The following is a 14360-nucleotide window of genomic DNA, read 5'->3' as shown; positions in this document are numbered from 1 at the left end:
GCATGCGCGCTTTCTTTTTGGGCCGGCGTGCGCCGCCGCGCCGTCAGATCTTCAGGTGCGCGAGCACCTTCGGTGCGACGAGCGCGACGAGCGCCGCGCACAGGGCGACGACCGACAGGCCGATCGTCAGGTTCGCGGCCTGCGCGACCGCGCCGATCACGACCGGACCGAACAGCAGTCCGAAATACGCGAGCCCGGCCACGTGCGCGAGCCCTTCGGCCGCATGGATGCCTTTCACGCGCGCGGCGGCCGCGAACAGCACGGGCATCATGTTGGCCAGCCCGAGGCCCATCAGCGTGAAACCGGTCAGCACCGCGACCGGATTCGGCAGCAGCAGCGCGCCGATCATCCCCGCGCAGGCGAGCGACGCGCTCGCGAACACGAGCTGCGGCGCGCCGAAGCGGGCGCGCACGGCGTCGCCCGCGAAGCGCGCGATGGCCATCCCGCCCGAGAACGCCGCGTACGCGGCGCTCGCGAGCGCCGGGCTCGCCGCGACCACGTCGCGCATGTAGACCGTCGCCCAGTCGTACATCGCGCCTTCGGCGATCAGCGCGACGAGCGCGATGCCGCCGAGCATCCACAGCGCGGGCGAGCGCCAGCGATTGCCGCCGCCGTGCGCCTGTTCGTGATGCGGCACGTGCGGCAGCACGGCCGGGCTCGCGACCACGAGCACCGTGGCGCACACCGCCGCCGCGAGCGCGAGATGCGCGACCGGCGCCATGCCGGCCGACAGCAGTGCGCCGCCGGCCGCCGCGCCGGCCATCCCGCCGATGCTGAACATCCCGTGCAGCGACGACATGATCGGCTTGCCGAGCGCGATTTCGACCGCGCTGGCCTCGGCGTTCATCGCGACGTCGAGCGTCGCCATCGAGAAGCCGAACAGCGCGAGCACCGCGAGCAGCATCCAGTAGTCGGGCACGACGAGGATCAGCGCCGCGCACGCGGACATCACGAGCCCGCCGGCGAGGCAAGCGGTGCGCGAGCCGACGCGCGCGATCCAGCGCGCGATGGTCAGCATCGCGGCGATCGACCCGCCGGCGACCGCGAACAGCGCGATCGACAGCAGCCCGGGGCTCAGCGCGAACTTGTCGCGCACGGTCGGCACGTGCACGCCCCACGACGCGTACATCATGCCGGCGACGAAGAACAGCGCCATCGACGCCGTGCGCGCACGCTGGCGGGCCGGCAGCGGCAGCACGCGATGCGCGTCGGGCGGCGCGGCGAACGGGGACGACGATTCGGGGGAGGAGGATTCGGACACGGGAAGGCTCGTCGGGAAAATGCGCGGGCGCACATGGCGCCCGGCGGATTTGTCCGATTCTATCGAACCGCTTACGTTTCTGCCGGGCGATGGCCGTTCGGTCGATGCTCGGGCGGTCGAGCCATCCCGCGGCGGCGGCCCGGTGTCGCATTGGCCGTTCGGCCGATGCGACGCGTGCGGCGAGCGCGGGTAACATCGAAGCCATGCCCGAGGCACCGCCTTTCGACCGCAGGAGTTCCTCTTGAACATCGATCCCGCCTTCGCCCTGCATCTGCTGCACCGCTGCGCGCTCGGCACGCTCGCCACCCATGCGCGCGAACCGCAGGGGTTCCCGTATCCGACGGTCGTGCCGTTTGCACCGGATGCAAGCCATCGGCCCGTGATCCTGGTGAGCGGCCTGGCCGAGCACACGCGCAATCTCGCCGCCGATCCGCGTGCGGGTTTCCTCGTCGTCGATGCCAATGACGGCGATGTCCTGAACGCCGAGCGCGCGACGCTGCTGGGCCGGTTCGTGCCGCTCGGCGACGATCCGCACGTTACCGCGCGTTACCTGCGCTACGAACCGGACGCCGCGCGCTATCTCGCGCTCGGCGATTTCGCGTTCTGGGCGCTCGAGATCGAGCGGCTGCGCTATATCGGCGGGTTCGGACGGATGGGCTGGGTCGACGGCACGCATCTCGATGCGCTGCCGCCGCTCGCGTTCGACGACGAACAGGCGCTATGGCGTGCCTACGAAGCGGGCGACGCGCACCGCGACGGGCTCGACCTGCTCGGCGTCGATCGCCATGGCGCGGACTGGCGATGCGACGGGCGCCGCGTGCGCACGCCGTTCGAGTCGCCGTCGGCCGATATCGGTGTGCTGCGCGAGCGGCTGATCGCCTGCGCGAAGAATGTGACGTGACGTCGCGGGTCAGTGATTTGTCCGTTTAGCAAACCGCGTCATGTGGTTTTCGCAAAACTGTCGTCCGATGAAAGCTTTGATTTTTTGAATGCAGGGTAATTGCGTATATTGATAGACCTAATAGCCAATCGCTAATGTCCTAATCTCTATGCAGGAGCGTAAAAATTTGAGAAAAGGCCGCGGCCGGTCAAAATGACATGTGCGAATTACAATTGGTCTCGGGATTTTCGTGAATCTCGCTTCTATCAAATCTTTTTTGTGCTAATCTCTGCCTTCGAAAATCCGAGGCACATATATTTCATGAATGGTGAGCTGGCTCAGACCGGCGCCATTGGTCAGATAGATAGAAAGGGAAACTATGTCTTCTTACAAGGACCTGCTGGCCCAGCGGGAGAAGCTGGAGAAGCAAATCGAAGAAGCGAAGTCGCGTGAATACGCTGAAGTGCTGAATGACGTGAAGCAGAAAATTGCCGACTACGGCTTTTCGCTCGCCGAACTCGGTCTCAGCCGCGCGAAGGCCGGCAAGGTCGGTCGCCCGCGCGCAGGCGTGGCGGCAAAATACCGCGATCCGGAAACGGGCGCGACGTGGTCGGGTCGTGGCAAGCCGCCGCGCTGGATCGCCGGCAAGAACCGCGAACAGTTTGCGATTTAAACGTTCGTTTAGGTTGTCCGCTCTTCAGAAGAGCCGCGTGTCCGTCGAGGAGCGCGGCTTTTTTGTTTTCCGGACGCCGGCAAGGTCGCTGTGCCGTCATGAAAATGTAAGTGTGTCATGTGAATGAAAATGCGACACGTTCGCATAAGCGATTGATTTAAATGAGAAATTTGTGGGTACTGGAAGGGCTCGCGGGGCGCCTTTGATAGAATTACGTCCCGCACACCGATATCTCATATTTCATGTCCACGTTTTCCGGCGACGCGCAGAGCGCAGATAAGCACGCAGTTGCGCGCAAGAGCACGCTCGTCAGTATTGTCCTGAATGTCGTGCTTGCGACATTTCAGATCGCCGTCGGCGTGATTGCGCATTCGCAGGCATTGATTGCTGACGGTGTGCATTCGATTTCCGATTTGATCTCGGATTTTGTCGTGCTGGTTGCGAATCGGCATAGCGGCGCATCGCCGGATGCCGACCACAATTACGGCCATAGCCGCTACGAGACGGTCGCGTCGCTGTTTCTCGGCGCGATCCTGATTGCGGTCGGTATCGGCATGCTCTGGCGCGCCGGCGACCGCCTCGTTAATCTCGAAAATATTCCGGCCGTGCATTTTTCCGCGCTGATCGTTGCGCTGACGGTGCTCGTGTCGAAGGAAGCGCTGTTTCGCTACATGCTGCGCGAAGCGCGGCGCGTGCGCTCGGCGATGCTCGTCGCCAACGCATGGCATGCGCGTTCGGATGCCGCGTCGTCGCTCGTCGTCGCGATCGGCATCGTCGGCAGCCTGGCCGGTGTGCGGCTGCTCGACCCGATCGCCGCGGCGATCGTCGGCTTCATGGTCGCGCGCATGGGCTGGACGTTCGGCTATGACGCGTTGCAGGACCTCTCCGACCGCGCGCTCGATACGGCCGACACGGCCGAGATCCGCGCGCTGCTCGCCGCGACGCCCGGCGTACGCGACGTGCACGACCTGCGCACGCGCAAGATGGGCGATGCCGCGCTCGTCGATGCGCACATCCTCGTCGATCCGAAGATCTCCGTCTCCGAAGGGCATTACATCGCCGAGACCGCGCGGGCACGCGTGCTGTCCGACCCGCGCGTGCTCGATGCGCTGATCCATGTCGACCCGGAGAACGACGCGGCGCGCCGTCCGGCGCTCGCGCTGCCGCCGCGCGACGAACTCGTGGCCCGGCTCGAGGCCGCGCTCGCGCAGCGCGGGCTGCGCGCCGCGGCGATCAATCTGCATTACCTGAGTACGGGCCTCGAGGTCGACGTGACGCTCGACAGCGACCCGCGCGACACCGATGCGGCGCTGGCCGGCCGGCTCGACGTCGAGACGCTGAAGCGCGAGTTCGGCGCGCGCCGGATCGGCTTCACGCGCACGTTGCCCGTGCAGACGTGACCGGCGGCCGGTAGCCGGCAGCCGCGAGCGCGGCCGGCCTCAGGCGGCAGGCCCGCGCGTTACAGCGGCAGTTGCGTGTCGAACTTGATTTCGCGCAGCACGACGCTCGTGCGTACCTGCGACACGGCCGGGATCTTGAAGATGCGTTCGTGCAGGAACACGTCGTAGGCCTTGATGTCCGGCGCGACGATCTTGAGGATGTAATCGGCTTCGCCGGTCGTGCTGTAGCACTCGGTGACTTCCGGGCAGGTCGCGATCTCGCGCTCGAACTGCTCGACGCCGCCTTCGTTGTGACGCGTCAGGTGCACGTGCGCGAGCGCGCAGACGTGCAGGCCGAGCTTCTCGCGATCGAGCAGCGCCGTGTAGCGCTGGATCACGCCCGACTGTTCCATGTCCTTGATGCGGCGCCAGCACGGTGTGCTCGACAGCCCGACCTGGTCGGAGATTTCCTGAACGGAACGGCGCGCGTCGAGCTGCAACAGGCGAAGGATTTTTTGCGAAAAGGAATCGAGCGTCACCTGCGCCTCCATGCGGCAGCTACAACACGCTGAATGTTAGAGGCCCGGGGAAGGAAAGGCAATCTGGCGACGCGCTGGTGAGCGGGATTCGCTAATTTGCTCGCGGATCCGTGGGATTTTGTCCCGCCCCCGCGCTTTCCGACCGATCGGTATCCGACACGGCCAGGCCCGCGAGCGCGGCCTGCTGACGGCGCAGGTCGGCGAGCATGTTGCAGAACAGCGCGCCTTGCTCGATCGCATCGTCGAGCGCGACGTGCGTGTGCGGATGGTCGTCGAACCAATGCTTCGGAAAGCGCGGCTTGATCGCCTTGCGGTACGGCAGGCCCGTCATCGCGAACGCGAGCGTCTTGATGTCGAGCGCCGACCACGAGAACGGGCAGCGCCCCGCGAAATGCATCATGTACCAGAACATGAAGGTGAAATCGAAGCCGGCCGGCATCGCGACGAACACCGGCTTGCCGGGCAGCGCCTCGACCCATTCGACGTAGGCGACCAGCGCCGCCTCGGGCGTCTGCAGGTCGCGCCGGCATGCGGCCCAGGCTTCGGGTTCGGTCTTCCACCAGGCTTCCTGCACCGGGTGCGCGTGCGCGCCGGGCAGGGTCTCGAGGTTTGCCGAAAACGTCGCGATCAGTTGCTTGTCCTCGGTATAGGCGGCTGACGCGAAGCTCAGCATCGAGTGCGGGCCGGGAATCGGGCCATCGGCCTCGACGTCGGTGCTGACGTAGATTTCGGGGATGGCGGTCTGGTTCATCCAAATACCTTGTCGGACACGAACGGGTTCGTGCGGCGCTCGTCGCCGAACGTCGACACCGGGCCGTGACCGGGCACGAACGTGACGTCGTCACCGAGCGGCCACAGCTTTTCCTTGATCGAACGGACGAGATCCTCGTGATTGCCGCGCGGGAAATCGGTCCGGCCGATGGAGCCCGCGAACAGGACGTCGCCGACGATCGCGACGCGATGTGCACGGCTGAAGAACACGACGTGGCCGGGCGTGTGGCCCGGGCAGTGATAGACCTCGAGCGTCTCGTCGCCGAACTGCACGGTGTCGCCGTCGTTCAGCCACTGGTCGGGCTCGAAGATGTCGGCGGCCGGAAAGCCGAAGCGTTCGCTCTGCGTCGGCAGCTTCTCGATCCAGAAGCGTTCCTCTTCCTGAGGCCCCTCGATCGGCACGCCGTAGCGCGTCGCGAGCGTCTTCGCGCCCGCGCAGTGATCGATGTGCCCATGCGTGAGCAGCACCTTCTCGACCTGCACGTTCTGCCGCGCGACTTCCTGTTCGATCCGGTCGAGATCGCCGCCCGGATCGACGACGGCGGCGCGGCCCGTCTTTTCGCAGACGAGCAGCGAGCAGTTCTGCTGGAATGGCGTGACCGGAATGAGCGTGACTTTCATGGGAGCACCGGCGGCTAAAAGGAGCGATTGTACCGGTCGCGCGCGCGGCCTGCCGTGCGTGCGATGCATGGCGCGGCGCGCCGATGAGGGCTTTCCCCGAGCATGCCGATTGTTACAGCCATAGTGAGAATCAATGGTCCGCCGGGGGCGCTTTTCGAGACAAGGTTTTGATTTATGTATAATGCGCCCCATTGCGCGTGAATTTCACGCAATTCGCTGGTGTTTCGGCCCCGTTAAACGAGGCATTCGATTCACCGTCAAGCATCGGCCGCCGGGAAGTCCGGCGGTGTATCCAGCACCGAGCATTCGGTGCTCACGTCTTGTCCGGCCGGGCGCTGCGCGCCCGCCTGCGGCCCTGCTGCCGCGCCGCCGGATGAGGCCTGTGCCGCCGTTCCTGTGCGTTGGTCGTATCGACGCGCGCGAACGTGAAGCCATGTTCGATGGCGGCATGTGGGGTCTGGTCAGGCTGTTGGGGACAGGTTGCGCCAGACGTGAAAGCTAATCAGGACGGTTGCGGCCTAGACGAATGCCGCGCCCATGCTAGCCGCCTGCTCGCACTCGAGCCGGGCGTGCACGCATTTGCCGTCCGGGGCGCATCTCTGCGTTGTGAAGCAGCGTTGTATCGATGCGGCCCGAACCAGAAGGCGACACGTCGATGAATTTACGTTTTCCGAGCCGATTCGGAACCATTGCATTGTTTTTTGCGCTGACGGGCTGTGCGGTGCCACCCAGCCAGACCACCGGCAGCGTGAGCCAGAAGAAGGCGGTCGACAAGACGGCCGCTGCCGCGAAGGCGGACGACGACAAGCAGCCGCTCAGCTTCGATTCCGCGCTGGCATCGATGCCGGCTGCCGACAGCAAGGACGCGAAGAAGTCGTCGCTGGCGGACGCCGAGCCGATCGACGGCAAGGATGTGTCCGATTTCCGCCAGACCGGCCGCGCATCGTGGTACGGGCGGGATTTCCACGGCCGCCGCACCGCGAACGGCGAGCGCTTCAACATGAACGCGTTCACCGCCGCGCACCGCACGCTGCCGCTGTCGTCGTACATCAAGGTGACGAACGCATCGACCGGCAAGTGGGTCGTCGTGAAGGTCAACGATCGCGGGCCGTTCAAGCGCGGCCGCGTGCTCGACCTGTCGTATGCGGCGGCCAAGGTGATCGGCCTCGTGCACGCCGGCACGGGCCGCGTGAAGATCGAAGGGTTGTCGCCGCAGGAAGCGCGCGAGGCGCGCGACGAAATGTTCGCGTCGATCTCGGCGAAGTAACGCGGCGGATCGTCCGCTCATGCACAAAGGGCTGCCTTCCGGCAGCCCTTTGTCGTTTCCGCGTGCCGGCGGCGCGCGTCAGCCTTCCTTCAGCGCGAGCGCACGTGCATACAGCGTGTTGCGCGACGCGCCCGTCAGCGCGGCCGCCAGCTTGGCCGCGCTCTTCACCGGCACTTCCTCCAGCAGCAGCCTGAGCAGCGCGTCGTGTGCGGTGTCGTCGGCTTCGCCGCTTGCCGCCGGCGCGCCTTCGACGACCAGCACGAACTCGCCGCGCTGCCGGTTCGCGTCGCCGGCGAGCCAGCTCTGTCCTTCGGCCAGGGTGCCCTGGAACAACTGCTCGTGTAGCTTGGTGAGCTCGCGCGCGATCAGCAGCCGGCGCGCGGGGCCGAACGCGTCGGCGAGTGCGGCGACGGTTTCGGTGATCCGGTGCGGCGCTTCGTAGAACACCAGCGCGTACGGGTGCGACGCCAGCGCCTGCAGCGCGGTCGCGCGCTGCTTCGCCTTCGGCGGCAGGAAGCCCGCGAACGTGAACGCGCCGGCCCAGTCGCCGGCCACGCTCAGCGCGGTCACGGCCGCGCTCGGGCCGGGCAGCGGAACCACCGTGAAGCCGGCGGCACGCACGGCGTCGACGAGCCGTGCGCCGGGGTCCGAGATGCCGGGCGTGCCGGCGTCCGACACGTAGGCCACGCGTTCGCCTCCGCGCAGCAGTTCGATCACGCGCTGCGCGGCTTCGCGTTCGTTGTGCTCGTGCACGGCGACGAGCGGTTTCGAGATCCCGTAGCGGGCGAGCAGCTGGCCCGTGTTGCGGGTGTCTTCGGCCGCGATGCGGTCGGCGAGGCCGAGCACATGCAGCGCGCGCAGCGTGATGTCGGCCGTATTGCCGATCGGCGTGGCGACCACGTAGAGCGCGGCGTCCGGGTAGTGCTGCGTATGCGCGAGTTCGAGGAGGGCAGTCATGGCAGGCAATGCACGCAATCGCGGCACGAACGGAACAAGGACGGCATTGTGCCACGCGGCGCCGGCCCGGCCGGATGGCGCGCGCGGCCGGCTGCGTTCGGGCGACAACTTTTCCGGCGCGGCGCGATCCAAACCGGTCGGCGCGGCGTTCGAGCAGCGCGCGCGGCAGTTTCTCGAGCGCCGTGGTCTCGGGTTCGTCGCCGCGAACGTGACGATGCGCGGCGGCGAGCTCGATCTCGTGATGCGCGAGCCCGACGGCATGCTCGTCTTCGTCGAGGTGCGCGCACGGCGCAGCACCCGGCATGGCGGCGCGGCCGCGAGCGTCGGCTGGCGCAAGCGGCGCCGTCTGGTCGCGGCCGCGTTGCAGTTCTGGGCGCGACACGGCGCCGGCGCCGCGTGCCGTTTCGACGTCGTCGCGTTCGAGGCCGGGCGGCTTGCGTGGCTGCGTGACGCATTTCGTACCGACGATGCGTAGCCGCGAGCTGTGACGAGATGTAAAGAGTTCTTGCCGGACCCCCGGAGAGGGCGCCGGAGTACGGTAAACTCGCCGCACCCACGATGTCGCGCGAGTTGTGCCGCGCGCCCAGTTCACCAGGAATCGATGTCAGTCGAACGTATTCAGCAACAATTCCGCGACAGCGCCGCGCTTCATGCCGAAGCGGCCGACGCGCTGTCGCTGCCGATCGCAGCCGCGGTCGATGCGATGTTCGCCGCACTGGCGAACGGCAACAAGATCATCGCGTGCGGTGACGGCCCATCGGCCGCCGCCGCGCAGTATCTCGCCGCGTCGCTGGTCGGCGGTTTCGAGCGCGAGCGTCCGGGCCTGCCCGCGATCGCGCTGGCCACCGACGCGTCGCAGGCCGGCCTCGCGGGCGCGGCAGCCGTCGAGCAGTTGTTCGCGCAGCAGGTGCGCGTGCTGGGCCAGACGGGCGACATCCTGCTGGTGCTCGACGCGGGCGGCGCGTCGCCGCGCGTGCTCGCCGCGATCGACGAGGCGCACGAGCGCGAGATGACCGTCGTCGCCTTGACGGGCGGCAGCGACCACACGGTCGCGGCCGCGCTGTCCGACACCGATATTCCGATCAGCGTGCCCGCCGTTCGCGCGGCGCGCATCCACGAAGTCCATCTGCTGACCATCCACTGCCTGTGCGACGGCATCGACGCGATGCTGCTGGGTGAGGATTGAACGAAGGAGAGCCGTCGATGAATCAAAGCCGCGTCAAACAGACGCTCGTCAGAACCACGCTGCTCGCCGCGCTGACGGCGGGCCTCGCCGTGTCGCTGCAGGGTTGTGTGCTCGGGGTCGTGGGCGCAGCGGCCGGCGGCGGCGCGCTGATCGCGACCGATCGCCGTACGCTCGGCGCGCAGACCGAAGATCGCGAGATCCAGGTCAAGTCGCTCACGCAGATCAACAACGGGCTGCCGGACCAGTCGCACGTGAACGTGACGGTGTTCAACCGTCGCGTGCTGCTGACGGGCGAAGTGCCGAACGATGCGTCGAAGCAGCGCGCCGAGGAAATCGTGCGCGGCATCAACAACGTGAACGGCATCGTCAACGAACTGTCGGTCGAGCCGGCGTCGTCGCTGTCGTCGCGTGCGAACGATTCGTACCTCGAAGGGCGCGTGAAGTCGGAGCTGATCGCGACGAAGGGCATCTCGGCGAACTACTACAAGGTCGTCAGCGAACGCGGCAATCTTTATCTGATGGGCCTCGTGACCGTGGATGAAGGCAATCGCGGTGCGGAAGCCGCGAGCCAGGTGCCGGGCGTCGAGAAGGTCGTGAAGGTGTTCCAGTACGTGAAGCCGCAGGACGCGCAGGCGCTGCAGGACGCGTCGCCCGCGAGCGGCGCATCCGCCGCGCAGGCGGCCGCCGCACCGTCGGACAGCGCGACGGTCGGCGCGGTGCCTGACGCGTCGGTGCAGTCCGCGCCGCTGCAGCCGCCCGCGCCGATCTCGAATTCGTCGAACGTGCATCCGGGCAATCCGAAGGCGAAGGCGCAATGACGGGCATGCGGATGAAGCGGATGAAACGATGGATGGTGCGGGGCGCCGCGGCTGCGGCGCTCGTGGCCGGCACGCTGGGCGTCGCGCATGCGGACGTCGGCGACGGCCTGAAGGTGGCCCGCAGCAACGCGTGCATGGGCTGCCACGCGGTCGACCGCAAGCTCGTCGGCCCGTCGTTCAAGGATATCGCCGCGCGCTACAAGTCGGATCCGCAGGCCGTCGCGAAGCTGTCGAAGAAGGTGAAGGACGGCGGCTCGGGTGTCTGGGGCGCGATTCCGATGCCTGCGCATCCGCGCATGAGCGACGCCGATGTCCGTTCGGTGGTCGAATGGGTGCTGGCGGGGGCGCCGTCGAAGTGATGCGTGAGCTAGGGGGAACCCTATTGCCAGGCGTGGAAATGCGTGTGTATGATGGTCGACTGTTGGGGCGGTAGCTCAGCTGGGAGAGCGTCGCGTTCGCAATGCGAAGGTCGGGAGTTCGATCCTCCTCCGCTCCACCAACGGAATTTGAAGGGCTCGGTCGCAAGATCGAGCCCTTTTGTTTTTTGCGGAATCTGTGACGACAGGCAGCGCCTGCACACTGCGCTCGGCGCGGCACGGCGCGGCGCGGCGCGACGACCGACGGTGACTACGTCACCAGCCCCTGCACAAACCTGAACGTCGGCACCGACAGCGCGGCGAACGCCACCGTGATGGCCGCGAGAACCGCCGTTCTCCTCCGCAGCAGCGTGCAGACGACGATCGACAGCGCGCAAAACGCGCCGGTCAGCAGGATCAGCCACGGAGCGTCGCATAACCCGCACCGCCTTCGAAATTCGATACGTTCCGCGCGATCCGGGTCGCGACATAGCCGGCGACGGCCATGCTCGCAGGCAGACAGAGCACCGAATACAGCACGAAGACGATGATTTGCCGCGGTGTCGGATCGGATGATGTCATGGAGAGCGTTCTTTGCGGGTGGACGACGGCGCCCGACCGTCCGCCGCGCGGACCGATCCGGGCAGCCGGCAGGATGCGGCCGTTTTCCGCGTTTGGCAAACGCTACCCGTCGGCCGCCTCCCGTCACCCCGCCCTAAACCCTCCCGAAACTCGGCCGCTTCGGATCGTACGTCCACCCCGGCACCAGATAGCGCATCGCGACCGCGTCATCGCGCGCCGTGCCGCCCACCTCTTTGTACAGCGCATGCGCGGCCTCGATCTGCGCCATGTCCAGCTCGATCCCGAGCCCCGGCCGTTCCGGCACGGCCACCTTGCCGCCGACGATCCTGAGCGGCTCGCGCGTAAGCCGCGCATCGCCTTCCTGCCAGATCCAGTGCGTATCGATCGCGGTGATCGTGCCGGGGGCGGCCGCTGCCGCATGCGTGAACATCGCGAGCGACACGTCGAAGTGGTTGTTCGAGTGCGAACCCCACGTGAGTCCCCAGTCGCGGCACAGCTGCGCGAGCCGCACCGAGCCCTGCATCGTCCAGAAATGCGGATCGGCGAGCGGGATGTCGACCGCCTGCAGCCGCACCGCATGATCCATCTGCCGCCAGTCGGTCGCGATCATGTTGGTCGCGGTCGGGATCCCCGTCGCGCGGCGGAATTCGGCCATCGTCTCGCGGCCCGAATAGCCGCCTTCCGGCCCGCACGGATCTTCCGCATACGCGAGCAGGTGGCCTTGCCCGCGGCACAGCGCGACGGCTTCGTCGAGCGACCACGCACCGTTCGGGTCGAGCGTCGCGCGCGCGTCGGGAAAGCGCGCCTTGATTGCCGCGATCGCTTCCATCTCGTCGGCGCCGGCCATCACGCCGCCCTTCAGCTTGAAATCGGCGAAACCGTAGCGCTCGACCGCGGCTTCGGCCTGCCGCGCGATCGCGGCCGGCGTCATCGCCGCTTCGTTGCGCAGCCGGAACCAGGCGTCCGACGCAGAGGCTTCGTCGCGATACGGCAGATCGGTGCGGCGCCGTTCGCCGATATAGAACAAATACGCGAGCATCGGCACCGCGTCGCGCTGCTGGCCTTCGCCGAGCAGCGCCGCGACCGGCACGTCGAGGTGCTGGCCGAGCAGATCGAGCAGCGCGGCCTCGATCGCGGTGATCACGTTGTCGAGCCGCAGGTTGATCTCGTGCGGCTGGCGCAGCACGGCCGCCTCGCCGGCCGACGTCACTTCGTGGCGGATCGTGCGTCCGGCGCCCGCGCCGGACAGTGCCGCGCGCACCGCGTTGAGCGTTGCCTGGTAGCGTCCGATCGACTGCCCGACCACGAGATCCGTCATGCGCTCGAGCGCGTGGCGGATGCCTTCGCCGCCCGGCACTTCGCCGACGCCCGTATGCCCGCTGCTGTCGTCGAGGATCACGAGGTTGCGCGTGAAGTACGGCGCGTGCGCGCCGCACAGGTTGAGCAGCATGCTGTCGCGGCCGGCGACGGGAATCACCTGCATGCGCGTGACGCGCGGGGTGCCGGCACGGCTGGGTTCGGACATCGGTTCGCTCCTGGTTCCGGTGGCGTGCGGGCCGCCGGACGCGCCGGCGCGGCCCGCGCCGTTCATTGAAGCTCGACGCGGCGGATCTCGCCGACGACGAACAGGTAGCAGATCACGGCGACGAGCGCATGCGCGACGACATAGACGAGTGCGCCGTTGAACGAGCCGCTGCGGTCGACGATATAGCCGATCGCGATCGGCGTCGTGATGCTGGAAAGATTGCCGCACGTGTTGAGCAGCGCGCCGCTCAGGCCCGCGATCTGGCGCGGCGCGGTATCGGCGTTGACGGCCCAGCCGAGCGCGCCGAGCCCCTTGCCGAAGAACGACAGCGCCATGAACACCACGACGAGCACGTGCGAATCGGTGTAATTGCAGACGATCATCGACATCGACAGCAGCATGCCGATCACGATCGGCACCTTGCGCGCGACCGACAGCGACCGCCCCTGCTTGAGCAGCGCATCGGACACGACGCCGCCGAGAATCCCGCCGAGGAACCCGCATACGGCGGGGATCGACGCGACGAGTCCCGCGTTGAGGATCGACATCCCGCGCGCCTGCACGAGATAGACGGGGAACCACGTGATGAAGAAGTAGGTGAGCGCGTTGATGCAGTACTGGGCGACGTACACGCCGACCAGCATCCGGTTTCTCAGCAGCGCCTTCACGTGGCGCATCGACGGGCCGCCGTCGCGCGCGCCCGTCGCCTGGTCGATGTTGACGAGCGCACCGCCTTCGGCGAGGTAGTCGAGTTCCGCGCGGTTGATGTTCGGGTGGTCCTTCGGGTCGTACATCGTGCGGTTCCACACCAGCACGAACGCGAAGCCGAGCACGCCCATCACCGCGAACACCGACTGCCAGCCGAACGCGTGCACGAGCCAGCCCATCAGCGGCGCGAACACGACGGTCGCCGCGTACTGCGCGGCGTTGAAGATCGCCGACGCGGTGCCGCGCTCGGGCGCCGGGAACCACGCGGACACGATCCGGCTGTTGGCGGGGAACGACGGCGCCTCGGCCGCGCCGACCAGGAAACGCAGCCCGAACAGCAGCGCGAACGCGGCCGCGCCGCCGAAGAAGCCGATCCCGCCTTGCAGCAGCGTGAACAGCGACCAGAAGAAGATGCTGAATGCGTAGACGATACGCGAGCCGTAGCGGTCGAGCAGCCAGCCGCCCGGCAATTGCGCGATCACGTACGACCAGCCGAACGCGGAAAAGATGAAGCCCATCTGCACGTGGCTCAAGTGCATCGAGCGGGCGAGGGCCGGGCCCGCGATTGCGATGGCGGCGCGATCCGCGTAGTTGATCGTCGTGATCGCGAACAGGACGGCCAGCACCAGCCAGCGCACGCGGGTGCGCCGGGCCGTTGCCGAGGCGGACGCCGGCAGCGCGTGAAGCGGATTCATGACTTGTCTCCTCCGAAGGGCGGAAGGTGCCGTCGTGCGGCAGGCGCGTCGGGTGCGCGCGTTGTGTGTGTAGATGCCGCCGGCGGGAGGCCGGGCACCGGACGCCGATTCAGACAGAGCGTCCCGGCCCATTCTGTCATGT

The 14360-nt window shown here is 67.3% G+C and carries 16 protein-coding genes and 1 tRNA gene; 9 read left to right on the top strand and 8 right to left on the bottom strand.

Annotated features, from left to right (window positions below):
- Positions 1-43: 43 nt before the first annotated feature.
- Positions 44-1261 carry an MFS transporter gene (locus HWX09_RS32510; RefSeq protein WP_027783254.1) on the bottom strand — a complete coding sequence of 406 codons (1218 nt, stop codon included), beginning with the start codon at positions 1259-1261 and terminating at the stop codon, positions 44-46.
- A 241-nt stretch (positions 1262-1502) separates the two neighbouring features.
- Between HWX09_RS32510 and HWX09_RS32505 the strand changes: the two genes are divergently transcribed.
- The 3 genes from HWX09_RS32505 (at position 1503) to HWX09_RS32495 (ending at position 4214) form a co-directional block, all read left to right on the top strand.
- Complete coding sequence (locus tag HWX09_RS32505; RefSeq protein ID WP_027783255.1) at positions 1503-2162, top strand: pyridoxamine 5'-phosphate oxidase family protein; 660 nt, start codon at positions 1503-1505, stop codon at positions 2160-2162.
- A gap of 358 nt (positions 2163-2520) precedes the next feature.
- Complete coding sequence (locus tag HWX09_RS32500; protein ID WP_006491875.1) at positions 2521-2814, top strand: H-NS histone family protein; 294 nt, start codon at positions 2521-2523, stop codon at positions 2812-2814.
- Between the two features lie 242 nt (positions 2815-3056).
- Positions 3057-4214 (top strand): cation diffusion facilitator family transporter, encoded by a 1158-nt coding sequence (locus HWX09_RS32495; RefSeq protein WP_027783256.1) that lies wholly within the window; start codon positions 3057-3059, stop codon positions 4212-4214.
- 59 nt (positions 4215-4273) lie between these two features.
- Here HWX09_RS32495 and HWX09_RS32490 read toward each other — a convergent pair whose 3' ends face one another.
- The 3 genes from HWX09_RS32490 to HWX09_RS32480 all read right to left on the bottom strand — a co-directional run bounded on the left by HWX09_RS32490 (position 4274) and on the right by HWX09_RS32480 (position 6124).
- Positions 4274-4744, bottom strand: a complete 471-nt coding sequence (locus tag HWX09_RS32490; protein WP_006477376.1) for an Lrp/AsnC family transcriptional regulator — start codon at positions 4742-4744, stop codon at positions 4274-4276.
- 79 nt (positions 4745-4823) lie between these two features.
- The gene (locus HWX09_RS32485; protein WP_027783257.1) at positions 4824-5483 is read right to left on the bottom strand and encodes an exonuclease; all 660 of its coding nucleotides are present in this window, start codon (positions 5481-5483) and stop codon (positions 4824-4826) included.
- A complete protein-coding gene (locus HWX09_RS32480) occupies positions 5480-6124 on the bottom strand; it encodes an MBL fold metallo-hydrolase (RefSeq protein WP_027783258.1) in 645 nt (214 codons plus the stop codon). Before HWX09_RS32480 ends, HWX09_RS32485 begins: the two co-directional genes overlap by 4 nt.
- Before the next feature lie 655 nt (positions 6125-6779).
- Here HWX09_RS32480 and HWX09_RS32475 point away from each other — a divergent pair.
- Positions 6780-7391 (top strand): septal ring lytic transglycosylase RlpA family protein, encoded by a 612-nt coding sequence (locus tag HWX09_RS32475; protein ID WP_027783259.1) that lies wholly within the window; start codon positions 6780-6782, stop codon positions 7389-7391.
- A 78-nt stretch (positions 7392-7469) separates the two neighbouring features.
- On the opposite strand, the gene rsmI is transcribed toward HWX09_RS32475, so the two are convergent.
- Positions 7470-8348 carry a 16S rRNA (cytidine(1402)-2'-O)-methyltransferase gene (gene rsmI, locus HWX09_RS32470; RefSeq protein ID WP_027783260.1) on the bottom strand — a complete coding sequence of 293 codons (879 nt, stop codon included), beginning with the start codon at positions 8346-8348 and terminating at the stop codon, positions 7470-7472.
- A gap of 46 nt (positions 8349-8394) precedes the next feature.
- On the opposite strand from rsmI, the gene HWX09_RS32465 reads away from it, so the two are divergent.
- From HWX09_RS32465 to HWX09_RS32445, 5 genes are all read left to right on the top strand, one after another.
- Positions 8395-8823: a YraN family protein gene (locus tag HWX09_RS32465; protein ID WP_027783261.1), complete on the top strand. Its 429-nt coding sequence runs from the start codon at positions 8395-8397 to the stop codon at positions 8821-8823.
- Between the two features lie 126 nt (positions 8824-8949).
- Entirely contained in the window at positions 8950-9534 is a 585-nt protein-coding gene (locus HWX09_RS32460; protein WP_027783262.1) for an SIS domain-containing protein, read from the top strand.
- Positions 9535-9551: 17 nt separating this feature from the next.
- Positions 9552-10352, top strand: coding sequence for a BON domain-containing protein (locus HWX09_RS32455; RefSeq protein WP_027783263.1), 801 nt, complete (start codon positions 9552-9554; stop codon positions 10350-10352).
- Entirely contained in the window at positions 10349-10711 is a 363-nt protein-coding gene (locus HWX09_RS32450; RefSeq protein WP_027783264.1) for a c-type cytochrome, read from the top strand. The genes HWX09_RS32455 and HWX09_RS32450 overlap by 4 nt, the downstream gene beginning before the upstream one ends.
- A gap of 64 nt (positions 10712-10775) precedes the next feature.
- Positions 10776-10851, top strand: a tRNA-Ala gene (locus HWX09_RS32445).
- Positions 10852-11125: 274 nt separating this feature from the next.
- On the opposite strand, the gene HWX09_RS33760 is transcribed toward HWX09_RS32445, so the two are convergent.
- The 3 genes from HWX09_RS33760 to HWX09_RS32430 all read right to left on the bottom strand — a co-directional run bounded on the left by HWX09_RS33760 (position 11126) and on the right by HWX09_RS32430 (position 14218).
- Complete coding sequence (locus tag HWX09_RS33760) at positions 11126-11389, bottom strand: hypothetical protein (RefSeq protein ID WP_230469115.1); 264 nt, start codon at positions 11387-11389, stop codon at positions 11126-11128.
- Between the two features lie 34 nt (positions 11390-11423).
- A complete protein-coding gene (locus HWX09_RS32435) occupies positions 11424-12815 on the bottom strand; it encodes an enolase C-terminal domain-like protein (RefSeq protein WP_027783265.1) in 1392 nt (463 codons plus the stop codon).
- A 62-nt stretch (positions 12816-12877) separates the two neighbouring features.
- Positions 12878-14218 carry an MFS transporter gene (locus HWX09_RS32430; protein ID WP_027783266.1) on the bottom strand — a complete coding sequence of 447 codons (1341 nt, stop codon included), beginning with the start codon at positions 14216-14218 and terminating at the stop codon, positions 12878-12880.
- Positions 14219-14360 lie beyond the last annotated feature (142 nt).

This window comes from Burkholderia sp. BCC1208, assembly GCF_902833095.1.
Classification (GTDB): domain Bacteria; phylum Pseudomonadota; class Gammaproteobacteria; order Burkholderiales; family Burkholderiaceae; genus Burkholderia.
The sequence above is the reverse complement of the archived record's forward strand: the minus strand, read 5'-3'. Positions and strand labels throughout refer to the sequence as shown.